The following is a 24,648-nucleotide window of genomic DNA, read 5'->3' as shown; positions in this document are numbered from 1 at the left end:
CAACTTAGAGAAAAAAATGTTTAGTTCAAGTTTTTATCAAATTATTATAATTGCAGGACTTATTCTCATTGCACTGGTTGTCATCGGAACCATTATTGCACGACTATATAAACGCTCAAGCAAGGAAGTTTCATTTGTCAGAACTGGTTTTGGTGGGGAAAAAGTTATATTAGGAGGTGGTGCAATTGTACTTCCTGTTTTACATGAAGTCATTCCTGTCAATATGAATACCCTTCGCTTAGAAGTTAAACGTGCAGCTGATCAAGCCTTGATTACGCGTGATCGAATGCGTGTAGATGTGATGGCTGAGTTCTATGTTCGTGTTAAGCCAACAGCTGAATCGATTGCTACCGCAGCACAAACTTTGGGTCAAAAAACCATGTCACCAAATGAATTAAAAGATTTGGTTGAAGGTAAATTTGTAGATTCCCTGCGTGCAGTAGCAGCAGAAATGGCTATGGAAGAGTTACATGAAAAACGTGTCGACTTCGTACAGAAAGTTCAACAAGTTGTTTCAGAAGATCTGTTCAAAAATGGTTTAGAACTCGAAACTGTATCTTTAACAGGACTTGATCAGACCAGCTTTAAATTTTTTAACCCACAAAATGCATTTGATGCAGAAGGTTTAACAAAATTAACAGAAACTATTGAAGATCGTCGAAAAAAACGTAACGATATTGAACAAGATGCTGACTTAGCCATTAAAGCGAAAAATTTAGAAGCTGAACAAGCACGCCTTCAAATCCTGCGTGAAGAAGAATACGCAAAGATGCAACAAGAGCGTGAAATTTCGATTCGAAAAGCTGAACAACTTGCTGAAATTGCAACACAAGAAGCTGCCAAAAAACGTGAGGCAGAAGAAGCACAAATCGCTGCAGAACGTGAAATTGAATTAAAACGTATTTCAGCTGCACGTGATGTCGAAAATCAAAATATTCAAAAAGCACAAATTATTGAACAAGCGCAAGTAGAACAAAAGAAAACCATTGAACTTGCGGAACAAGATCGCGCAATCGCGATTGCCGAGAAATCTCGTGCTGAATCTGAAGCCAAAGCACTTGCTGACCAAGCTCGTGCGCAAGCAGTGAAAGCCGAGGAAGAAGTTGTGACGGTTCGTGAAACACAGCGAGCTGAGCGTATTAAAGCGGTTGAACTTGTTGCTGCAAAACAGGCTGCAGAAACTGATGCTATTTCAATTACTGTCGCTGCCGAGGCATCAAAACAAGCTGCTGTAGATGAGGCTGAAGCTGTTCGTACTGCGGCTGAAGCAGAAGCTGAAAAAGTCCGCTTAAAAGCAAAAGGTGAAGCTGATGCTAAAATTCTTTTGGCTCAAGCTTTAGAAAAACAATACCAAGTCGATGCTGAAGGGACACGCGCAGTCAATGAAGCAAATAATATCTTGTCGAGTGAACAAGTTGAGATGCAAATTCGTTTGGCGCTTTTAAAGTATTTGCCTGAAATCATCCGTGAAAGTGTTAAACCAATGGAAAATATTGATGATATCAAGATATTACAAGTGAATGGTCTGGGTGGCATTACTGGCGCCACAACTTCAGCTGATCAAGCAGATCAATCACAATCTGTTGCACTTTCAGACCAAGTGGTGAATAGCGCACTCAGATATCGTTCACAAGCCCCTCTTATTGACAGCTTAATGAGTGAACTCGGTATTCAGGGTGGAGACATCAACGGTCTTACACAAAACCTAAAACCTAAAACCAATTAATGATAAAAGCCCTGATTTTCAGGGCTTTTATTCGCTTTACTGCTAGCTATTGCTTTTCTTATTATTTTTAAGATAACAAATATTATTTTAGGATTGATCAGTTTTCCCTACCCGACGATCTTATGCATTTTTCTTTTACTCCTGCTTCAGCAATTGATGCAGTCACCTTATGACGTTATGTATCTTTATTCTAAGCGCAATTTTTGCTGGATTTATTCAAGGTCTCACAGGTTTTGCCTTCGCTCTTATTGCGATGTCTTTTTGGGTATGGATTCTACCGCCTCAGATCACCGCCCCCTTGGTCGTTTGTGCATCACTATGGTGTCATATCATTTCAATGTATAAAGAACCAAGAACCTTTATAAAGCCCTCTATCGTTTGGGTCTATATTATCGCTGGCTTAATTGGAGTACCTTTGGGTACTTTTTTGCTTCATTATATCAATGCAGACACGTTCAAATTTCTACTTGGGATATTTTTATTAATTTGGTGTCCACTCATGTTCTTTAGTCCCCAACTACATTGCTTAAAAGATACCGAACTCAGGATGGACGGCTTGATTGGTTTTTTTGGTGGAATCTTAGGTGGGCTCGGTGGATTCTGTGGTGCAATTCCCTCAGCTTGGGTGATGCTAAAACAACTTCCTAAACATGAGCAACGCAACATTCTTCGACATTTTAATTTCGCCATTCAACTGTTTACTTTGCTCATCTATTTATTTAACCAGACCATTAACGTAAATCACTTGTCCTATTTGTAGATTTTGATCTTCACGGTCAGCCTACCAGCGATCATTGGAGCAAAAATTTTTTATCAAATATCTGAGCAAAAATTTAAGTCGATTGTCTTAACTTTATTGTTTTTTTCAGGCTTTATTTTAACCTTAAACGCAATTTTCTTGTATTAAAAAAGGCAGATTGTTCTGCCTTCTCCATATATTAACTGTTGTGTGAATATCGTTGGTCAACACTAAATTTTTCGGGGAATTTAGCTGAAATCTTTGAATAAAATTCCATAATTTCTGCCATATCCACTTCTATATCTCCAGTAGGATAAATAATTTTACCTACACCGCATTTTTTTTGACTGTAATCCATATATGCTAAAGCGATTGGGACATTCGCTGTAATTGCCACATGGTAAAAACCCGTTTTCCATTTTTTTTGTTTTGACCTTGTTCCCTCGGGCGTCACCAACATGACCAATTTTGGATGATCTTTAAAAAGATCTGCCATTAATTGCACCATGCTTGGTCTTTCCTCTCCCTCTTTCTTTGGTCGGCGATTAATTCCGATCCCTCCCATAGCTCGGACAAAAGGACCAAATGGAAACTTCATATAGCTGTCTTTAATTGTAATTCTGACATTTACACCTAAAGCTTTGAGCGCTAATCGCGCGTATAAAGCATCCCAGTTACTGGTGTGTGGTGCCGCAATCATGACACATTGGTCTAAATCTAAGGACCAATGGTTATCAATTTCCCAACCTAATGCATTTAAACTCTGTTCAGCAAATTTTTCAAACATATAAATATACAAATGTAAATTTTCGGGATTGTAACAGCTTTGGCATTACTTTTATTCAAAATATGTATTAGGTTTTACTACCGCTGCTTTTCTATCTATACATCAATCAAATTGGCTCATGTATTTAGTTAAATAATTTCATTAACAATAAAAAAACCCTGCTTACGCAGGGTTTTTTTTGAATCAGTTCTGTGCTTATGCAGAGAATTGGTTCATTGTATTTTTCGCATCGTCACCCGCTTTAAGCGCGTTGTCGCCAGCGAAGATTTCTTTATGGTCATCACCGATGTCTGAACCAGCCATTGCTTGGTGTTTAACACAAGCGATACCGCCACGGATTTCTTTACGTTGTACACCAGCAACATAAGCCAACATACCTTCAGAACCGAAGTAACCTTCTGCAAGCTCATGTGTAGAAAGAGCAGCAGTGTGGTAAGTCGGAAGTGTAATCAAGTGATGGAATACACCTGCTTCACGAGAAGCATCAGCTTGGAACGTACGGATCTTCGCATCAGCATCAGCAGCTAATTCAGTATTGTCATACTCAGCGCTCATTAACTTAGCACGGTCGTAAGCAGATACGTCTTTACCTTCAGCAACCCAACGGTCGTAAGCTTGTTGACGGAAGTTTAACGTCCAGTTGAATGATGGTGAGTTGTTATAAACAAGTTTTGCATTTGGCACAACTTCACGTACACGGTTCACCATGTGAGCGATTTCTTCAACGTTTGGCGTTGCAGTTTCGATCCAAAGAAGGTCAGCACCGTTCTGTAAGCTTGTAACACAGTCAAGTACAACACGGTCAATTTGAGTACCTTCACGGAATTGATATAGACCAGAAGCTAAACGCTTAGGACGGTGTAATTTACCATCACGTTTGATTAGGATTTCGTCTTCTTGCGCTTCTGAAATATCAATTTCAGTGGTGTCTAAGTAGCTGATGTATTGAGAAGCGATATCGCCTGGCTCTTTAACCACTGGGATTTTTTGAGTCAAGTCAGCGCCTTCAGAGTCAGTACGTGCAACGATGATACCGTCGTCAAGACCCATTTCTAAGAATGCATAGCGAAGTGCATGGATTTTCGCAATGAAGTCTTCGTGTGGAACAGTTACTTTACCTGCTTGGTGACCACATTGTTTCGCGTCAGAAACTTGGTTTTCGATTTGTAGTGCACATGCACCCGCTTCGATCATTTTCTTAGCCAGTAAGTAAGTTGCTTCCTCGTTACCGAATCCAGCGTCGATGTCGGCAATAATTGGCACAACGTGAGTTTGGAAGTTGTCGATTTGTGAAGTGATTTCAGCAGCTTTAGCAGTGTCACCCGCTTCTTGCGCTTTTTTAAGTGCACGGAATAAGTCGTTTAATTCTTTTGCGTCTGCTTGACGTAAGAATGTGTAGATTTCTTCGATCAATGCAGGAACTGAAGTTTTTTCGTGCATAGATTGGTCAGGAAGTGGACCAAACTCAGAACGAAGTGCAGCAACCATCCAACCAGAAAGGTAGATGTAACGGCGTTCAGTAGTACCGAAGTATTTTTTGTTCGCAATCATTTTTTGTTGTGCGATGAAACCATGCCAGCAACCCAAAGATTGAGTATATTTGCTAGAATCAGCATCATAAGCAGCCATATCACGACGCATAATCGCAGCTGTGTATTTTGCAATATCTAAACCGGTTTTGAAACGGTTTTGAAGTTGCATACGTGCAGCATCTTCAGGACTGATGTCTGCCCAAGTGTTGCCGAATTTTGCTTTTAATTCGCGGATTGCATCAATCGCTGTTTGGTATGTAGTCATGATATTTTACCCTGTATATAATTTTAGGATTTATCAATCGAAGGACTAAATCTACTCGGTATTAATTGTTCAGATTTAGAGCGCTTCGTTGCTATGGACTTAGCTTAGATTGACTCTAGAAATTAATCCAATATTTTCGTTTAATTCTCAGTATTTATTTAAAAAATATGTAGATTAAAGTCGTAATATAAATGAAATACCATTCTATAAATTATTGATTTTAATATAATTTATAAAATAAGCATTTGTGCACTTTTAACACAATTTGAGTGATTCTTATTCATTAGACTTAAGTATCAAGCTCACAATTACGTTTAATTTTTCTTCAAACATCTTTAGATTTTAACCTTCAATTGACTTTTCTGACAGAGCATCGTTATTAAACTGTTAGTTTTAAATGAATATTTTTTAAACTGTGAACCATATTGATGGAATTACCAATAAAGCATTTAAATTGAGATAAACCTAAAAACAATTTAGAACATAGCATGGTAATTTCAAAAACAACTAAAGCCCTAGTTCTTAAATAAATGTATAGGGTCTGTCTTATGACAAAAAAAAACGTAAATTTGATGAATATATGTTAAATTCTGCTGAAAAAATCAGCATAAAAACACACAATCCTAAGCGCTTATGGCATAATCCCCCACGATTTCAAAAATTTATTTTCGGTATTTTTTTTATGAATCTTGAGCGGGTTGATCTCAATCTCTTAATTTACTTAGATGTTCTTTTGCGAGAGAAGAATGTTACACGTGCAGCAGAACAATTGGGTGTTACTCAGCCTGCAATGAGTAATATTTTACGTCGTCTTCGTAACTTATTTAATGATCCGCTTTTAATTCGCTCTTCTGAAGGAATGACTCCTACAGAAAGGGCTTTAGAACTACAGCCTCGTATTCGTGATGCTCTTTCTGATCTATCTATGATCTTAGAACCACGAACAGAATTTAGACCTTATACGTCAAACCGTGTTTTCCGCATCATGACTTCAGATTATGCTGAAGCTACACTTGTGCCTCGCTTAGTTAAGGCTCTGCGTTCAGAAGCACCAAATGTTGTTTTAGATTTTCTAACACCGAGTGATGTATCTTATCGTGATATGGAACAAGGTAAAGTTGATCTTGCCATCAACCGTTTCAACGAAATACCACAAAGTTTTCATCAGGTTCTGGTGTGGCGTGACAGCTTTTCATGCTTACTGAATAATAAGCATCCTGCCGTCAATAATTTGAATCTTAAAAGTTATCTAGATGCGCAACATATCTGGGTTTCTAAAACTGGGATGGGGGTAGGATTTGGTGTTAACCCAGAGAAACAAGCCGGTTTAGGTTGGATTGATCAAGCTTTAGAGCGTATTGGTCAAAAACGCAAAATTTCGGTATTTACACGTCATTATCAAATGCCAGGTTTATTAGCGTCTAATGTCGATCTCATTGCGACATTACCGACGAAAATCGCTCGCCTACAAGCTAAAAGTCAAAACTTGATGCTCAAAGACCCTCCATTTTACATTCCTGAATTTGAACTCAAAATGGCGTGGTGCCCTCTATTACATCATCATCCTGCTCATCGATGGTTACGTCAGTTGATTTTATATGTTGCTCGTCAAATGACTGAGGAAGAAAATCGTGAATTTCTTTCAAATAACAATACCCACTTCTCACAATTTTGATTGAGTAGAGCTGATTTAAATCAATACTTTAAAATTTTTTACTCAATAACTATGATATTGAGGTAGTGTAAAAATTCACTACCTCTATGTTTTTTGTGATAAAACTTTCCTCATAAATAATTTAAAAACAAAGGTGTTCGTGTGAGCCTCTTTCAGAATTTCGTGATCATTATGATTTTGATTGCTGGAGCTGGATTCTTATCATTAAGTGAAATCGCACTTGCAGGATCACGTAAAGTGAAACTGAAAATTTTGGCTGAGTCTGGTGATGATCGTGCACAAAAAGTGCTTACGCTTCAAGAGAATTCAGCTGATTTCTTTGCTGCCTCGCAAATCGGCTTAAATGCTATTGCAATTTTGGGGGGGATTTTAGGTGAAGCTGCATTTAGACCTTATTTTGTGATTTTGGTCGATCGTTTCTATGATGGTCCTTGGTCACAATCAATTGGTTTTGCATTGTCATTTACTTTAGTGACATCACTGTTTATTTTATTTGCTGATCTTATGCCTAAACGATTGGCAATGATTGCACCTGAAAAAATCGCTGTCTCTTTAATTAATCCTATTCAGGTATTCATTACTGTTTGTCGTCCATTAGCTTGGTTTATCAATGCAATTGCCAACCTATTATTCCGTTTATTCAAAGTAAATACTACTCGTGATGATAATATCACCTTTGATGATATTTCTGCGGTAATGGATGCAGGGGCACAAGCAGGTGTCTTACAAAAACAAGAACATCACTTTATTGAAAATGTATTTGAGCTTGAAGAGCGAAATGTTCCTTCGAGTATGACTACACGTGAAAACGTAGTTTTCTTTACCATCAATGAATCAGAAGAAAGTATTCGTCAAAAACTGGCTGAATTTCCCTATTCAAAATATTTAGTCTGCAATGAAAATATTGATCAAGTGATTGGCTATGTTGATGCTAAAGATATCTTGATTCGTATTTTAAATAATCAAAAATTTAATCAGTTGAATGAATCCACTATCCGTAATGTATTAACGATTCCAGATACACTTACACTGTCAGAATTACTTGATCGCTTCAGATCTAGTAAAGAAAAGTTTGCCGTTGTGATCAATGAATATGCCTTGGTGGTTGGTGTTATTACCCTATCTGATATTATGATTACCGTGATGGGTGACTGGGTTACGCCAACGGATGAAGATCTTCAAATTATCAAGCGGGATGATCATTCTTGGCTGATTGAAGGCAGTACACCTATTGAAGATGTCAAGCATGCATTAGAAATTGATGAAATGCCTGATGATGAAAACTATGAAACTTTAGCTGGGTTTATGATGTTTAAACTTCGTAAGATTCCACGTCCTGCTGATAGTGTAGTATTTAATGGTTATAAATTCGAGGTGGTCGATGTTGACCATTTTAAAATTGACCAACTACTCGTGACCAGATTACTTGATGAAAAAGCAGAATTAGAATCAACTGTTGAATAAGACACTATCCACCACTCAGGTGGATTTTTTTATTCAGTTTATCTAATTAAACTTGAGATTTTTCGCCTTCAAAAATTATTAAAATTAGAATTTATACTCAATTTTTATTACAAATATCACTCTTAAAAATCATGTTTAATGTCTCCAATCACAAAATATAAATTTTAAACTTATGAATTTTAACTACTATTTTTTATAAAAATTATGGTTATTTTAATATTTTCTAAACAATATTTAGTTTAATCATAAATTTCTCTAAGATGGTCGGCGTTTTCGAAGATAACAAATACTGTAATAGAAACAATATTGATTAAAACGATAATCTAAGGATAGATCCATGTTGACCTTGCTTGGTTTGGGCATGATTTTGTGCTTTATGTACCTCATTATGTCTAGACGTATGACTCCCCTCGTCGCACTCACGCTTATTCCCGTTCTTTTTGCGCTAATTGCATATGGATTAGGTTTTTTTGTAGATAGTTTGAACCATATTCAACTTAATGAACTTGGTGAAATGATGTTAGATGGTGTTAAAAAGTTAGCACCTACCGGCGTCATGTTGCTATTTGCTATCTTGTATTTTGCCATCATGATTGATACAGGTTTATTCGATCCATCAGTGAAATTTATTCTCAGATTGGTAAAAGGTGATCCCCTCAAAGTAGTATTAGGTACGATTACCTTAACATTGATCGTGTCTTTAGATGGTGATGGCTCTACCACTTATATGATTTGTGTTGCTGCCATGTTACCGCTTTACAAGCGATTAGGCATGAGCCCTTTAATTATGGCCTGTCTCATGATGTTAGCCAGTGGAATCATGAATTTAACGCCATGGGGTGGACCTACTGCACGTGCGGCAAGTGCACTCCATGTAGATCCTAGCGATGTGTTTGTTCCTATGATTTTACCGATGCTGTTCGCCATTGGTTGGTTGTACTTTTTAGGAACTATGTATGGCCGAATGGAGCGAAAAAGATTAGGCATCATGGAATTGGATATTAGCCATGGCGACAATATTCAAATTTCATCAAACCCAGAGGCAAATCGAGCGCATTTGAGATGGTTCAATGGATTATTGACGCTTGCACTGATGGCCAGCCTAGTCATGGGTATTTTGCCTATGCCTATTTTATTTATGATTGCATTATGTATTGCTTTAGTCGTGAACTATCGTGATATTGATATGCAAAAAAGCTTAGTCGCTCATCATGCTGGTAGTGCTTTAAATGTCGTTGGTATTATTTTTGCCGCTGGTATTTTTACAGGTTTACTCACTGGCACGGGTATGGTCGATGCCATGTCAAAAGAGTTAGTAGCGATTATTCCAGATAGTATGGGTCCATATTTGGCACCAATCACAGCCGTTTTAAGCATGCCTTTAACGTTCTTTATGTCAAATGATGCTTTTTACTATGGTGTTCTGCCCATCTTATCTGAAGCTGCAGCACATTATGGCATCTCTCCTGTGGAAATGGCTCGTGCATCGATTGTTGGTCAACCCGTTCATCTGCTCTCACCCTTAGTTCCATCTACCTTTTTACTCTGCGGGCTTGCTGGGATTGAGTTTGGTCAACACCAAAAGTTTACCATTAAATGGGCGATTATTACGTGCTTAGTGATGCTTGCAAGTGGATTAATATTTGGGATGTTCCCATTCTATTCTGCTATTTAATCGTAGCTCGAGTTTCGGAGTGATTTTTTGATCACTCCAATCTCTTATTTATAAAGGCTTATTGAGCTTGAGTCTCATTCCAAATATTCAAGTTCCCCATGTTAGATAGAAGTTGATACCTCACCACTAAAAACTCTGTCAACAAGGTGGAATAATTCATTTTTGCTTCATTCAACACATTCTGAGCATTAAGCACTTCGAGTAAATTTCCTACACCCGCTTTATAACGTCCTTGGGCGACTTCATAGGCTTCTGAAGCACTTTGATTCAATATCGTTAGCGCCTTAATATTGTCATGGATTGCATTTAGCTCATTATAGCTTTTCCAGATTTCAGCATTAATTTCAAGCTTCAATCTTTCTTGCTCTAATTGCTTTAATTTTAAGTTTTCTTGAGCAACGACAATTTGATTTTTTCGATTATAACCATCAAACAATGGGAAATTGACTTGCACACCTGCTTGTAGAGATTGGCGATCACTGCCATAACTGTCACTCGTTTGTTTTTGCTGATCATAAATGCCGTTAAAACTAACAGATGGATATCTAGACCGCTGTATTGCCTTAATTTTATTTTCAGCTGCGAGTGAATCATATTGTGCAGCTTTAAACTTTGGATGCATTTTTTCAGCATCCTGAATGAGGATTTCAATCGGTTTAAGATCTAGCTCTTTTGGAATTTTTAATTGATTATTAATTTTGAAATTTTGGTATGCAGGCTCACCCATTAATGATGCTAAAAGTCCTTTTGCTATTTTTAAATCACCTAAAAATTTAGTTTGATCTGACTTTGCTTTCGCCAAATTTGCGGACATTTGTAATGCATCTGATTTGATACCAACACCCGCACGATATCGAGCATTTGCAATTTCATAGTTTTTTTCTGCAAGTAAAACCAACTCATTAATATTATTTAACTTTAACTCAGCCTGAATAATTTGATAATAAGTCGAAATCGTTTTGATGATCATATTTTGCAAAGCAACATCATGCTGTGCCAAAGACATCGCTAATAATTTTTCGGCTTCTTCTGCTTGATAAAATCGACTACCAAAATCATAAATTAGCCAATTGGCTCTTATTCCAAGTCCGTAACGGCGTAAGTCAGTGTCATAACTCAAAACAGGACGATCTTTTACTTGATTATCATCACGTGACCAATCGTAATTCAAGGTGCTATTCACTTGAGGATAATAATTTGCTTTAGAGATTTTAAGCTGAGCAGCTTGAATACGCGTTTGTACCCAAGCACTTTTTGTCTCAGGATTACGACAAACTGCACGTTCAATGGCATCAATCAGTTCTATTGGCTGTTCATTCTTGAGATTATTTTGAGATAAACAATATTGAGGTTGACTTAACATTTTCTGATTTTGAAGATCAAGTGACACATTTTGATTGAGTTGTTGTTCTATTTCCTTACGTTTTGTCTCATTCTCACGGGCTTTACGCTGAACCGTGAGCTCATCAAACCATAATGTCTCGCGCTGTTTTTTTAGATTTGGAGTCAGTTTTGACAACCAACTCTCTGCATAAGCCAACGAACTATGTCCGAATAGTGACCCAACAACAACAATGAAAGCGATGTATGTAATTTTCATTTAGATTGCAAATCCTTGGTCAACATATCACGGACAATCACGCCATCTTGTAAAGCGATAATCCGCTCAGCAGATGAAATCGTTTCTGGACGGTGTGCAATAATCAATTTGGTAATATTTAAATGCTTGAGATTTGCATTGACCTCTTGTTCTTTTAATACGTCTAAACTACTGGTCGCCTCATCCATAAATAAAATCTTTGGTTTTTTATAGATAGCACGAGCCAATAAAATTCGTTGTTTTTGTCCTCCTGACAACATATTACCAATATCACCTACTAAGGTTTGATATCCCATTGGCATACGGCTAATGTCATCATGAATTGCGGCATAGGCTGCACATTCTTGTACCCATTGCATGTCTGGATTTGAATCAAAAAAGCAAATGTTTTCTGCGATTGAACCAGCAAATAGAATGTCATCTTGTAACACTGTCGCGACTTGATCTCGCACAGCGTTTAATCCTAATTGTTCAAAGTCACGCCCCATGATTTTGACTTCACCTTCATTCTGCTTAAATACGCCTAACAGAACATGTAGCAATGTGGTCTTACCGCAACCTGTTTCCCCGACAATGGCGACAGATTGATTTTGGGGAATCTTAAAACTAATCCCCTTGAGTACATAAGGGTCATTTTCTGAATATTTAAAGTGCAGATTTTCGACTTCAATTGCATTCTCAACCTGATCTACATTTGTGATTTCAGCATCACCGTATAATTTTTCTTGTTCTGTTAACACAATATCGGATAAACGCTCTACATCAATTTGAAGCATTTTAACTTCGATAAACTTATCGATTAGTCCTGCAACCCGACTATCAAATTGGCCTTTATACGCCATAAATGCCATCAGCACACCAACTGTAAAATTACCCTCCAATACCAATGTGGCACCTAACCAAATAATTAGAATGTTCTGAATCCCAAATAAGACTCCATTCGCCAATGAGAATCCCAACCCCAGCTTTTGGGTGGTTAATCCGGCATTGACTTGATTGACCATAAGATTTAACCAAGTCGAACGGCGAACATCTTGTCGCTGGAACAGTTTTATGGTTTTTGCCCCACGCACGGTTTCCATAAAATGACTGCTTTGCTTCGCTGCATGAATAATTTGCGCTTCAGTCGCTCGTTTCAAAGGTGCATACCAAATCCATCGGATTAAGGCGTACAAGCCCATGGTAAAAATTGCAATCCAAGCTAACTTTGGACTGTATACAAACATTAAAATCAACGTAAATACTGTCATTAATCCATCAAGAATCGCAGCTAAGAACGTTGTGGTGAGCGTGGTTTGAATGTTTCCAATTGATCCAAATCGTGAAACAATGTCACCGAGTGATCGTCTTTCAAAATAAGAGACAGGAACATTAATCATGTGATTAAAGACGTTGGCTTGCCACTGCACACTTAAATGTGTGCTCATATACATCATGATCCAAGAACGAAGTAGCCCGATAAACTGCTGAAGTAACATTAACATGCCAAAGCCAATAGCCAGTATCGTTAAGAGATCCCGATCTGCAGATACGATCACATGGTCGATCACCCATTGCATAAAGAATGGGCTAATTAATGAAAAAACTTCTAAGGCTAAAGCCAAGATCAAAATTTGCCCGAGAGATTTCCATAAACCACGAACATAACCGATTAGACCTTTAAGCTGAATCTGATTTTTATCTTCTTTTTTTTCAAATTCAGTATCTGGCCAAAGCTCTAATGCAATACCCGTAAAATGTTCAGACACCTCATTGAGTGTCAGTACACGTTTACCAAATGCTGGATCTAAAATCGTGACTTTATTGGCACTGACTTCTTGCAACACCACAAAGTGGTTGAAATCCCAATGTAAAATACATGGGGTTTTAAGCTGATCTAAATCTTCTAAATCCAGCTTTAATGGGCGTGTTACCATTTTCAACTGATTACTAATTTTGATCAGCTGATTGAGATTTGAACCCTTTTGAGAAACTGAAAAACGACGTCTTAACGTTAATAAATCAGACTCATAGCCATAATAATGCGCAATCATCGCAATACAGGCTAATCCACATTCTGTCGCTTCCGTCTGTAAAATGGTTGGAATTTTCCGTCCAAATCCAAGAGAAATTTTGTCTAATATCTGCATGTTATTTCTTCTTATATCTTGCCGGTGATGCTATATAACGGTTCGAGTACCCATTCATATAGTTTTCTTTTTTCTTGCATGATATCTGCATCAAAGGCCATACCCACTTTAAGAGGCTTACTTTCACCATAGGCTTTTACAAATTGTTGTTCTAATTTGACTTTGACTAAATACACAGGTTCACTTTGGTTAAATGTTACACCCTGACTTAACTCGCCTAAATTGGTCAGTTCTTGTGGGTTCATCGTCGTCGCTGAGATTGAATGAATCACACCTTCACCTTGACCAAATTTTTGGTAAGGATAGGCTTGAAAACGAAGTTTTACGGTTTGACCAGTCCTTATAAATCCAATTGCTGAACTGGATACAAAAAGATGTGCTTCTAAATAAGAAGGCGTCGGAACAATATTCATGACAGGAATATTAGGAGAAATAAACTGACCAACCTCTGCATTAATCGATGCTATTTTTCCTGTCGCATTGGCTTGTAATAGCAAACTATCCCGCGCTTTATTTTCTAAAAATTCTTGCTGATTCGAAGCTAATTGACGATCGACCAAAGTCAGCTCACTTTCCAACTTCGATGCTAGTCCTTGCTGAGCCAATAATTTATTTTCTAATTCAGCTTGTTTAGTATTTTTTTCACGCTCATAACTCTGTAATGCAACTTTTAGGCTGATATAGTTATCTTGCTTCAGTTGATATTCTTCAATCGAAATATATTCTTTATCTTTTAAATCTCGATAACGATGTGCATTTTCTTGTGCAAGTGCTAGACGTTGGCGTTGCTCGGCAATTAAGCCATCTAATTTTATTAAATCTAAACGTATAGATTGAATTTCTGCATTTAATTGTTGAACATTATTTAAATGTAAGTCTTTTAGTTTATTTTTTTCAGTATCTAAACTTTGTTTTTTTAACTCAATTTGTTGTTGTACAGACTCATTATAGTTACCTGTACTATTATAACGCGTCATTTTTAATGTAATTAATGGTGTCCCTTTCTCCACTAATTGACCTTCTTTGACGAATTTTTCACTGACTGTACCCCCTTCAGCACTATAAACTCGGATTAAACCCGTATTAGGAATCAATAATCCTTTAACACTCGTCCTCTTCGTATAGCTTCCAAAAAAAATAAAACTCACTAATAAAACAGTAAAAATGGCGACAACAATCGTGAGTACCGTAAATGAAAATGGTCGAATCAAAATGACTTCACCAATCCACTTTGACTTTTGTGCATCAATCGCTTTGTCTCTAAACAGCTTATTTGTCATATATATTTGTAATTAATTTTTCAAGTACGAGTTTTTTATATTGAATTTTCATCAAGTTGACTGCATTTCAACAGCGTGCTTAAAAGAGACAAACACAAACCAAAAGTTTTCAATAAAATAGTCATGATCTGTGTTGTCTCCTGTCCTATCCCACACTTCGCTCAGCTAAATCTGCTTTGAATAAACTCAGTTGGATACTGATTTCAATAGATTAAAAACGAAGCGTTCATCTCGTTTTATTTCAAAACTCGATTGACTAAAGGTGCTGTGAACAAAGCATGAGGATCATATTGCTTTAAAATATGACTACTCGACTGAATGGTTAAATGATTAGATTGACCCTGAGCATGGACGCGTGGAATTTCGTAATCGATATAAGTTAGACTATCCCAAGCCTTTTGATTGGTATAGCCCCACCCTTTAGACCATTCTGGTCGCATCAAAGAATCACCTTGATAACGTTGTGACATCCACTCCTCAACTTCTGTGTAAAATTGCGCTGAGAATGGCGTACCTGGCAAGGTTAAAATATCAAACCAAACGGCACAGTCCCATTCAGGATGATCAGGACAAGGTTTAATGGCTGATAATGCTGCTGTTTGAGCGCCGTGAACAATTGAATCTTCTGGATGATCCAAGCCCGTAACTCGAATTTCAACAGGTCCATTCATTGGGAAACGACCCAATTTTTGATATTGCTTCATTTTAATGCTGTAATAATCACAAAAATCAGCAATAACCCGTTGAACGTTTGCACGACTGGTAATGACAGCATAGCCATTTGCCGTAACACGCAAAGTTGTTGGTTTGACATACAGTAAAACGTTTTTTGACGTTCCCCATAAATCATAAGTTTGAGTGGAAGCCAAACCACCAGTCAAAATCGTCGTGATTCCAGATAATGGCGTACCATTTAAACCTAGTTTAGAGATTTCATACTGGGTTAAACCAAAGGTTGGCGTGAGATAAGTACTTTTATTGACGATGATTTTATGAATTAAATCTGTAATAGGTTTGATTAAATTATCTGAGAACCAATAATTGAATGGTTTGACTGTCTGTCGAGCAGTCAAAGGACGATACGGAGTAACAGTCCAAACTTTTAACCAAGGATAATCGGTGAATGGAAACCAAATTGCTTCTGCACGACCAGATTTATCCAGGAAATGAGAGAAGGTACGTCCAGCATGCTTATCTTGAGCAAATAGCTCATTGATATGAATGTCGGTATAGCTTTCACAACGAATATATTGATTTTTTGACGTTTGTAATTGTGCAGATAAAATAAATGCACGACCTATATGAACTAAAAATGCACGAATTTCTGGATCATTTCGCAGGAAGGTTTTCGCAACATATCGACCTTCTCGTTGGTCGAAAACAGCAGCAGTGATCGATACCACTAAATTACTGATCGAACCATAAGTTTGACCTTCTTGTTTTATTTCCCCTACGGCAGGTACACCTGTGCCATGACCATCAATGGCCAACACACCACCCAAAGTTAAATCTCCAGGTGCGGGCACTGCTACAAATCCACGATTACGGTATTCCATTGCGGTTAACAATGCTTCCATTTGAATGCCTGCTTCGGCAGTCACAATACCTTTTGCATCAATACTGACTTTGTTGATATGCGTTGGCATATCAATCAATAAAATTTTAGTAATCTTGTCTTGATCATCCAACAATAAAGGTGACCAATTATGTGACATCCCTTTGGGTCTGACTTTATAGCCATTTTGATATGCCCAGTTAATGGCTTTTAAAACTTGTTCTTGATTTCTCGGTGATGCTGTCCATGCATTTTCATAACGAGATTCCCCAGACCAATTTTCATATTTCTGTTTAAAAATTGAGATTTCAGTTGGGAAATTTACTAATCTTTCTTGTAAAGGAAAAAACCAAGCTTCTGCCTTTTGTGTTGGAAGCCATGCTGAAACAGCACCAACAGCAGCTAAGCTACCCATTGTTTTTAGAAAGTTTCTTTTATCGTGATCTATTTGTTCTGATGAATTCTGCATTGTTATAGCCACCAAAAGTTTAGCTTTATTATTTCTGTTACTGAAAGCAGACCAGTACTCATGACCAGTCTACCTTTAACACTTTATTTAAAACTTATGAAAGCCAAGCACGAACGCCATTTAAAGTCGGAAGAAGTTTATATTGACCTTCTGCCTTTTCTTTTTCGTAATGGTTTGGAGTTTCAGCTACATCGCCACCAAGTGCACGACCAAGACCAATTAATGTTTTTGATGCCACTAAACCAGTAGTATCAGCAGCTTGGTGTACTAGCCCTAAACCTACTGCACTAAATACAACACCAACTGATGAAATCAGTTTTGAATTAAGTGTTTGATTGAATAAGTTCACACCGTGGATGATTGAGTCACCAATCAATGTTCCAGCACCAGATACTTCATTGATTTCTTCTTGCTTTAATTCTACTAAGCTCATGATTAAAACCTCGTTATAAAGAATTTATGTTAGATACACCTAACTTTTGTTAAGCACTTTTTAATATACAGAATGAATTGTGTATCTATAATGAAAACTGTATGACACTATTTAATTATTTTGTGATTTATTTAACATTAATTTTGATAATTCGATTGACTCAATATTCTTGAAAATAACAGCCCAATTTCAAATAATAGATAGATCATTGTGCCCCCAATCGCCATTGATAATATGTCTGGCGGCGTTACAAACATGGCAATAAAAAAACAAAAGATAAAAATGTAAGGTCTATTTTTTTGGATGGTCTCAATGTCTACTAATCCAAAATACACCGTGATCATAATGACCAATGGCACTTGAAAAATCAGCCCTAAGACGAAGAAAAACTTAATACAAAACAATAAGTATTGTTGAATATCTGTCATAGGGGTCACACTATCTGGCGAAACTCCAATAAAGAATCCCAATACAGCGGGCAGAATAAAAAAGTATCCCAGTGCAATGCCCGAGTAAAACAACACAATACTTGAGGGAAAAAAGAAAAAGAAAATTTTACGTTCTTTCAGATAAAGCGCATGTTTTAAAAAAACATATAATTTATAAAAAATAAAAGGAAAAAGGATGATCAGCGTGACAAAAAATACCAACTTAATGGGTGCTACAAATGTACTGGTAATATCTGTCGCAATCATATGCGCATTTGCAGGTAATTTAGCTTGTAGAGGCAGTGCGATCGCGTTATAAATTTTGTTCGCGAATGGCACTAATCCAACAAAAATAACTAAAAAGCCGATAACGACATGAATTAAATTTCGCCTAAATTCTTCAAAATAATCAGAAAAATGACTCAGTGTTTTTTTGAGGTCGGAAGTTTCAGACATATCTCACTCCCATTACATGTATATCAACACACGACCAATGCGCTAAATGAGTCATTAGAAAATCTGTTTTATAAGGTGCTGGAACATAAAACTTTTGTATTGGGAAATATTGTTTTTGTTTCTGATCAATTTGATCATCTAGATGCGCGAAATATTCCTGCATTTGAGTTTCAAGCTGTTTAACATTCTGAATTTCGTCTTTTAATTCTTCACGAAGTTGATGAAGCTCAAGTTCTAGATCTACTTTCTGTTTAATATCGGATTTTATTTCACTTATTTTTTTCAAGCTTCGAAGCGCAAAACGAATCGCATCGGGTAAACGATCAGGACCCAAGACCACAATTACAATCAGTCCAAGAAAGAGTAGTTCTCCAAACCCAACATCAAACATAGGTTAAAACACCACAATATTGCTTTGAATATTGTTTAAAAAAGATTATTGATGAGTGTCTTTTTTATCTTCGCGAACAGCATCTTTAAAATCTTTTACAGCGCCGCCGACATCTTTGCCAAAATTCTTTAATTTAGCTGTACCGAAAATGACCAAAATAATTATGGCAAATAGTGCGATATGACCAATTGAAAGACCCATCATTATAGTTATCCTTATTTTTTAATATTGCTTAATAATAACAGACCAACAATGCATAGAACTCTTGAAATGTCTAACAATCTCAGCATACATATTTGAGTCTGTTAAGATTTTTTATTCTGCTTTCAAAATATAAGCTACTGATAAAAGTAAAAAAACCGATTTAAGCCTTTGCTTAAATCGGTTTTCAGTCACTTGGTTCGCTAAACTACGTTTTCAATTCTTCGTTTAACTTGAATAATAAAGTATTAGCGACCATAGATTTCTAAAAATTTATCTAAAGTTGCTTGATAATGAATATCGATATCTTCAGCTAAAATAGCATACGCATTATCTAACTGAACCATTGGCCAGCCTTCTTTCCAAAACGGAAAAATATTGTGTAGATCACGCGTTACGATTGCTTCTTCGCGTGTAATCGCCTGTGCAACCTGCGATAAAACTTGTGCTGTTTCAGCACCATCAATCTCAAGATAATCAATACCACGCGCTTTAAGAATACGAATTCTGTCTTTTTTATATTTAATTTTTTTTGCTTGTGCTTCATTTAAACCTAAAGCAAGTGTCACTGCTTCAACAAACTTTTCTTCAAAAGATTGATGTAATGCAACCAAGGCTTTTTTATGTGCTTCCTGACGCCCCTCTTTACCACCACTACGAATCAGTTTATTCGCCTCAACATTAAGTTCGTCAGATTTCATAGACTGTAAAATATCTAAAATTTCGATATCACTTAAAGATTCAGCATTGTGGTGTGTCATGGGAGTACTTCAATTCAACTTAATCTTGCATTTTCTCATAATTCAACACAAATACATAATCTAATTCAAATTGAATCGATAAGCTTTCAAATGATTCTAAATATTTAGAATTATACTTCTTAGTTTTAGTGCAATATTAAAGTCAAAACGATGGGTAGTGTGATTGCCGCACCGATAATTTGCAGACTGATTACGCCAGCCATTAATTGACTGTCGCCACCCAATACTTTCGTCAGAATATATGCAGCTGAAGCCGTTGGTAATGCAAAATATAAAATAAAGATTTGCGTCTCTAAAGCATTGAAGCCCAGTATTTTACATACCAACCAAGCCAAAATCGGCATTAAACATAAACGCGATAGCGTGTTGATCATTAGAGGAAATGATTCTTTTTTAAGAGCCACAAATTGCAATGCAGCACCGACACACATTAGTCCCATAGGTAAGCTACATATCGCAAGTTGGTAAATTAATGACTCTGCACCTTTCCATAATGGTAGCCCGGATACATTGTAGAGCACCCCAACCAGACAACCCAAAATTAAAGGATTTTTGAGTAACGATATAATCACTGCTCGAAAATTCATATTTTCATGATCGGTCAGTGCCAAGACCGAGATGATATTCACAACAGGAATACTGATCGCCAACAGTAATGCAAAAATTGTCATGCCTTCTGCTGGAAAAAGCGAAGCAACCACTGCTAAACCAATATAGGTATTAAAACGTACATTACTTTGAACATAGACTCCAAATCTTCGTGTTGGGGTCTGAAAAATTCTTTTTAGAATATATAAAACTGCACAAGCAATTGGAAAGACCACGAGTAAAATGACTAAAATTTTACTCACCATCTCCATATGAATATCAGCTTGAGCCAAATTGCCAAAGAGCATGGCAGGGAAAAAAACAAAATAGTTAAGTTTTTCTGCACCCGCCCAAAACTCGTCAGTTAAATATGATTTCTGTTTAAGAAAATATCCAATTAATATGAGCCCTATCAGCGGCACTAAGGATAAAACAATGCTGTACATAAATGATGAGCCTAATCGAGTGCAGATCGCTCAGTCCTAATATGCTCAATCAACCACAGGGGTTTATTGCATGCATTTTGAACTGATCATTTTATATTACACTGCATCAAGGTGATCGTCTCAAAAATTCATCATTTACATCATGCATTGACTTGTTTTATATACGCTAAAATTTCAGGCAAAGTTTGAATTGTTTTATTTAACGGCGGTTGATGTTCAGCTAAGGATTGGTGAAACCCCGCCAAATATAATCCATCTAGTCCAGCCTGAGTAGCACCCCAATAATCATTCACTGGATGATCACCAACATAAAGACAATGGTCAGGTGCAATTCCTAATTGTTGACAAGTCATATGAAATATTTCAGCTTGAGGCTTTGACACACCTGCCTTCTCAGAACTCATGATCACATCAAAATAATGCGCGATTCCTAGACCTTCGATAATTTTGTGTCGAGTGAAATGTCCTCCATTCGAAATGATTGCCAACTTAAATCCTTTGTTTTTAAGGCGATCAAGCGTCTGAATAGCATTTGGCATCATGACTGCGTTTAGTCCAAATTGATTAAACCAATAGTCACTTAATTCATCTAATTCTGGTGCTTTTTTCCATTTCAACTGATTGAGTAATGCATGAGCGACGGAACCACCAATGGTAGGTGCAGTCATTCGTTCTCGGATGGGATAGCCACCATGATCAATATATCGAATCGTTTCGAGAATCTCAGCTTGCGCAGACGAGGCAGATTGATCAATTTGCTGTTTATAAGTATTAAATAATGCCCGACTAAAAGTTTGAACACTTAAATCTCGGTGTGTCAGTGTATTGTCCAAATCAAAAATAACAGCTTGAATTTTCATAGTGCTTAGAGGAGTGTATTCATTTGCCCATGCTATCAACTCTTCGTAATCTCGATTATTCATTTTTATTTCATCCTAAGCATGAAAATGAATAAAAGATAGATTACAGACTAATTCCATTGATGTTTGTTTTGAGCTGTATACCGACTCCATACTAAAATCGGTATGAACAAAAATAATCCTAATATACAGATCAAAATGAGATATGAGGTATAACCGAGCCAATCGCCTAATATGCCACTCACGGTATACAGTGCTCCCGCAATGGAAGCCATCAATGCGACTTGGAAAGTAAAATCTGTTCCTGCAAATTCTTTCCGACTGTATTGCATCACCAAGGTTAGAATAATCACCAATAACATCGCAGCGAACATATCTTCTAAAGCATTGATGATATAGATCCACACGACGTTCAATTCAGAAGGTCGCGCCTCATAATGCGATAACCATGCAAATCCAATGAGACTCAATAATTTAAGCAGTGAAAAAGTAATTAAAGCACTTTGACGCGAATAAAACCTAAGTAGCCAACCTGCAATACCTGCTCCGATCAAAGCAGCAAATGCTCCAAGCATGGTCACATTGACACCAATTTGCGTCTTAGATAGTCCTAAATCGACCAACAATGGTTTAAGAATAGGTCCAGACAATCCATCCGTCACTTTTATGCTACACAATACAAAAAACCAAAGTCTGAGTTCTCGATTTTGAAAAAAATATTTTAAGTAATGACTTAAAGCTTTCACGAAACTTTGAGTTTTAGATGATGAATCATCATCTTGATGATTATTGATACTTTGTGAAGCATGTTGAGGCTCACGATACAATAATACGGGTAGCGTATTAAATGCCACCAAAACAGCCAAGCATAAAAAAGTGGTTTGCCAAGTCAATCCATCTAATACCCACAATATCGCACCCCCTCCCACAATAAAGCCCAATCTTGAACCAATCACTTGGAACATATTGCCTAGATGCTGTTGTTCACCTTTTAGAATATTCACAGCTAAGCCATCGGTTGCTATATCTTGAGTCGCTCCGATACTATTCATCATCAACAATGCCACGAAAAATCCAAAGAGATATTGAGGTTGGTTCAGTGATTGAATGGGGATAAACGATAAGATTATCAGCGTAATCATTGTGAGTAACTGAGTGGGTATAATCCAACTGCGGTAATGCCCTTGATTGAACAAATGATGGCGATCAACCAATGGAGCCCATAAAACTTTGAGTGCCCACGGAGCCATCAGCAATCCAAATCCACCAATATGCGTTAAGGAAACACCTTCAGCACGCAGAATCACGGGCAAAGCATGTGTCATAAATCCTACTGGCAATCCTTGCGCCCAATAGAGTGAAAATAAAAGCACATACATTTTGGTATTTGGTGACATGAAAGAGGTGTCCTACAACTGATGTCTTCTTAATCAATTCGTATTGAGATGTCCTTGTCACTTGGTTCTTATTCTGCCAATGTATCTCATACACAAGATCTTTATAATAAATTTAAAAAGCATTATACAACGCACAATGAACAATAGATTTCCAAAATTGCCATCACAAGTTCCTCAACGCGGTTCAAAGTTGAGTCGAGCAGCGTTCAAACAGCTTTATCTTAGACAAGGCTGGTCTTTTGAAGGAGAATTTCCAAATTTCCCCAAAGCTGTCGCAATTGTGTCTCCGCATACATCAAATTATGATGGACTGTATGCCTTTCTCGCGATGCTTGGCATTGGCATTGAAGTCACAATCTTTGGAAAAGATAGTCTTTTCAAATCTCCACTCAAACATTTACTCAAATGGATCGGGGTGATTCCGGTAAAACGCGATACCCCCCAAGGCTTGACTCAACAAATTGTTCAAGCTATTCATGAACGAGATAAAATTTGGGTGGCAATGGCACCTGAAGGTACACGAAAAAGTGCTAAAAAGATTCGCAGCGGTTTTTATCACATTGCCTTAGGTGCAAATATGCCAGTGGTAATGTTTGCATTTGACTATGATCATAAAGTCATACGATGTTTAGGAAGCCTTGAAATGACGGGAGACTATGAATCTGATCTGCACAAAATATTAGAATATTATCGTGGAAAAATTTCTCCTAAAAATATAAGTCGTTTAGCATTACCCTTTAAAGAACTTTTGTAAAAATGCTAGAAAAATAGACAGCAATCTGTTGAGATATGCCTAAAATTTTGACACTTTTTAGCAGATTAATGTCTATGTCATTGCTCCTCAATCTTCCCAAAATCAGCTTCATTGGCCTGAGTTTATTGGCGCTATCAGGCTGTAACTCTACTGTAAAAAATCCCACACAATCCACTCAAATTCAAGCACGCGAGCCAGTGATCGCCATTGCTCTAGGCGGTGGTGGTGCAAAAGGTTTTGCGCATATTGGTGTATTAAAGGTTTTAGAATCTCATGGTATAAAACCCAAAATTGTTACGGGTACAAGTGCTGGAAGTTTTGTCGGTAGTATTTATGCTTCAGGCAAATCTCCCTATCAACTACAGCAAATTGCACTTCAGCTGAAAGAGTCCGATATTCGTGATTTAACTTTAAATCGACAGGGTGTGGTCCTCGGTCAAAAGCTCCAAGATTATGTCAATCGACAGGTTGGGAACAAACCGATTGAACAATTCTCCATTCGATTTGCTGCAGTTGCCACACGTTTAGATAATGGTAAACGCGCTGATTTCATCAAAGGTAATACAGGTCAAGCCGTAAGAGCGTCATGTAGTATCCCTAACGTCTTTGTTCCAACAACGATTGGCAAAACCAAATATGTTGATGGTGGACTCGTGAGTCCAATTCCAGTTCAAACTGCCAAAAATATGGGTGCAGATATTGTGATAGCAGTTGATATTTCTGCACGCCCTGCAGGCAATAAGCCGATGAGCATGTGGGGACTGTTGGATCAAACGATTAATATTATGGGTCAACAAAGTATCAATACTGAACTCAATGCAGCTACAGTCGTGATTCAGCCAAAAGTTGGCCATTTAGGAACTTTGGATTTGAAAGCCAGCAATGAGGCAATACTTGAAGGTGAGAAAGCAGCGCAACTGAAAATTAAATCAATAGATACCGCAATTGCCAATTTCAAAAAATCTCCTGCTGCTTTCAAACCTGCACCAACAGCTCGCTTTTAAGCATTTTTTATAGGCTTCTCTGCCCTAGTCTGT

Annotated in this window: 19 protein-coding genes and 2 pseudogenes; 7 read left to right on the top strand and 14 right to left on the bottom strand. The window is 37.2% G+C overall.

The features are described 5' to 3' along the window. Nucleotides 1–16 precede the first annotated feature (16 nt). Nucleotides 17–1,726: a flotillin family protein gene (locus BMW42_RS08075; RefSeq protein WP_092767021.1), complete on the top strand. Its 1,710-nt coding sequence runs from the start codon at nucleotides 17–19 to the stop codon at nucleotides 1,724–1,726. Between the two features lie 169 nt (nucleotides 1,727–1,895). Then, nucleotides 1,896–2,633 (top strand): annotated as a pseudogene (locus BMW42_RS08070) (sulfite exporter TauE/SafE family protein). A gap of 31 nt (nucleotides 2,634–2,664) precedes the next feature. Here BMW42_RS08070 and BMW42_RS08065 read toward each other — a convergent pair. Both BMW42_RS08065 and BMW42_RS08060 read right to left on the bottom strand, forming a co-directional pair. Continuing rightward, a complete protein-coding gene (locus tag BMW42_RS08065) occupies nucleotides 2,665–3,252 on the bottom strand; it encodes a 1-acyl-sn-glycerol-3-phosphate acyltransferase (protein WP_092767020.1) in 588 nt (195 codons plus the stop codon). A gap of 195 nt (nucleotides 3,253–3,447) precedes the next feature. Continuing rightward, nucleotides 3,448–5,049: an isocitrate lyase gene (locus BMW42_RS08060; protein ID WP_035267987.1), complete on the bottom strand. Its 1,602-nt coding sequence runs from the start codon at nucleotides 5,047–5,049 to the stop codon at nucleotides 3,448–3,450. A gap of 682 nt (nucleotides 5,050–5,731) precedes the next feature. Here BMW42_RS08060 and BMW42_RS08055 point away from each other — a divergent pair. The 3 genes from BMW42_RS08055 to BMW42_RS08045 all read left to right on the top strand — a co-directional run bounded on the left by BMW42_RS08055 (nucleotide 5,732) and on the right by BMW42_RS08045 (nucleotide 9,863). Beyond that, a complete protein-coding gene (locus tag BMW42_RS08055) occupies nucleotides 5,732–6,724 on the top strand; it encodes a LysR family transcriptional regulator (RefSeq protein WP_035268043.1) in 993 nt (330 codons plus the stop codon). 141 nt (nucleotides 6,725–6,865) lie between these two features. Continuing rightward, a complete protein-coding gene (locus BMW42_RS08050) occupies nucleotides 6,866–8,188 on the top strand; it encodes a hemolysin family protein (protein WP_035267989.1) in 1,323 nt (440 codons plus the stop codon). 337 nt (nucleotides 8,189–8,525) lie between these two features. Further along, nucleotides 8,526–9,863 carry a CitMHS family transporter gene (locus BMW42_RS08045; RefSeq protein WP_092767019.1) on the top strand — a complete coding sequence of 446 codons (1,338 nt, stop codon included), beginning with the start codon at nucleotides 8,526–8,528 and terminating at the stop codon, nucleotides 9,861–9,863. 58 nt (nucleotides 9,864–9,921) lie between these two features. Here BMW42_RS08045 and BMW42_RS08040 read toward each other — a convergent pair whose 3' ends face one another. The 12 genes and pseudogenes from BMW42_RS08040 to BMW42_RS07985 form a co-directional block, all read right to left on the bottom strand. Next, complete coding sequence (locus tag BMW42_RS08040; RefSeq protein ID WP_092767018.1) at nucleotides 9,922–11,463, bottom strand: TolC family protein; 1,542 nt, start codon at nucleotides 11,461–11,463, stop codon at nucleotides 9,922–9,924. Next, nucleotides 11,460–13,592: a peptidase domain-containing ABC transporter gene (locus tag BMW42_RS08035; RefSeq protein WP_092767017.1), complete on the bottom strand. Its 2,133-nt coding sequence runs from the start codon at nucleotides 13,590–13,592 to the stop codon at nucleotides 11,460–11,462. The genes BMW42_RS08040 and BMW42_RS08035 overlap by 4 nt, the downstream gene beginning before the upstream one ends. An 11-nt stretch (nucleotides 13,593–13,603) precedes the next feature. Further along, the gene (locus BMW42_RS08030; protein ID WP_092767016.1) at nucleotides 13,604–14,872 is read right to left on the bottom strand and encodes an HlyD family secretion protein; all 1,269 of its coding nucleotides are present in this window, start codon (nucleotides 14,870–14,872) and stop codon (nucleotides 13,604–13,606) included. A gap of 236 nt (nucleotides 14,873–15,108) precedes the next feature. Beyond that, nucleotides 15,109–16,896 (bottom strand): cholesterol oxidase substrate-binding domain-containing protein, encoded by a 1,788-nt coding sequence (locus BMW42_RS08025; protein WP_092767015.1) that lies wholly within the window; start codon nucleotides 16,894–16,896, stop codon nucleotides 15,109–15,111. A gap of 94 nt (nucleotides 16,897–16,990) precedes the next feature. Next, a complete protein-coding gene (locus BMW42_RS08020) occupies nucleotides 16,991–17,329 on the bottom strand; it encodes a hypothetical protein (protein WP_035268003.1) in 339 nt (112 codons plus the stop codon). A gap of 137 nt (nucleotides 17,330–17,466) precedes the next feature. After that, complete coding sequence (gene tatC / locus BMW42_RS08015; RefSeq protein WP_051586588.1) at nucleotides 17,467–18,213, bottom strand: twin-arginine translocase subunit TatC; 747 nt, start codon at nucleotides 18,211–18,213, stop codon at nucleotides 17,467–17,469. Further along, on the bottom strand, nucleotides 18,206–18,604 hold the full coding sequence (gene tatB, locus BMW42_RS08010) for a Sec-independent protein translocase protein TatB (RefSeq protein ID WP_051586589.1): 399 nt from the start codon (nucleotides 18,602–18,604) through the stop codon (nucleotides 18,206–18,208). Before tatB ends, tatC begins: the two co-directional genes overlap by 8 nt. 54 nt (nucleotides 18,605–18,658) lie before the next feature. Beyond that, a pseudogene (tatA, locus tag BMW42_RS08005) lies at nucleotides 18,659–18,808 on the bottom strand (twin-arginine translocase TatA/TatE family subunit); the annotation flags it as partial. Between the two features lie 245 nt (nucleotides 18,809–19,053). Further along, complete coding sequence (locus BMW42_RS08000; RefSeq protein ID WP_092767014.1) at nucleotides 19,054–19,566, bottom strand: hypothetical protein; 513 nt, start codon at nucleotides 19,564–19,566, stop codon at nucleotides 19,054–19,056. A 125-nt stretch (nucleotides 19,567–19,691) separates the two neighbouring features. Next, nucleotides 19,692–20,600, bottom strand: a complete 909-nt coding sequence (locus tag BMW42_RS07995; protein WP_092767013.1) for an AEC family transporter — start codon at nucleotides 20,598–20,600, stop codon at nucleotides 19,692–19,694. A 140-nt stretch (nucleotides 20,601–20,740) separates the two neighbouring features. After that, nucleotides 20,741–21,460, bottom strand: a complete 720-nt coding sequence (locus tag BMW42_RS07990) for an HAD family hydrolase (RefSeq protein WP_092767031.1) — start codon at nucleotides 21,458–21,460, stop codon at nucleotides 20,741–20,743. 110 nt (nucleotides 21,461–21,570) lie between these two features. Then, nucleotides 21,571–22,857 (bottom strand): MFS transporter, encoded by a 1,287-nt coding sequence (locus BMW42_RS07985; protein ID WP_092767012.1) that lies wholly within the window; start codon nucleotides 22,855–22,857, stop codon nucleotides 21,571–21,573. Between the two features lie 136 nt (nucleotides 22,858–22,993). Between BMW42_RS07985 and BMW42_RS07980 the strand changes: the two genes are divergently transcribed. Both BMW42_RS07980 and BMW42_RS07975 read left to right on the top strand, forming a co-directional pair. After that, nucleotides 22,994–23,611 (top strand): lysophospholipid acyltransferase family protein, encoded by a 618-nt coding sequence (locus BMW42_RS07980; RefSeq protein ID WP_092767011.1) that lies wholly within the window; start codon nucleotides 22,994–22,996, stop codon nucleotides 23,609–23,611. A gap of 74 nt (nucleotides 23,612–23,685) precedes the next feature. Then, the gene (locus BMW42_RS07975; RefSeq protein ID WP_092767010.1) at nucleotides 23,686–24,615 is read left to right on the top strand and encodes a patatin-like phospholipase family protein; all 930 of its coding nucleotides are present in this window, start codon (nucleotides 23,686–23,688) and stop codon (nucleotides 24,613–24,615) included. Nucleotides 24,616–24,648: the final 33 nt, after the last annotated feature.

The organism is Acinetobacter sp. DSM 11652 (assembly GCF_900109815.1).
Lineage (GTDB): Bacteria > Pseudomonadota > Gammaproteobacteria > Pseudomonadales > Moraxellaceae > Acinetobacter.
This window is presented reverse-complemented; position numbering and strand designations above follow the sequence as displayed.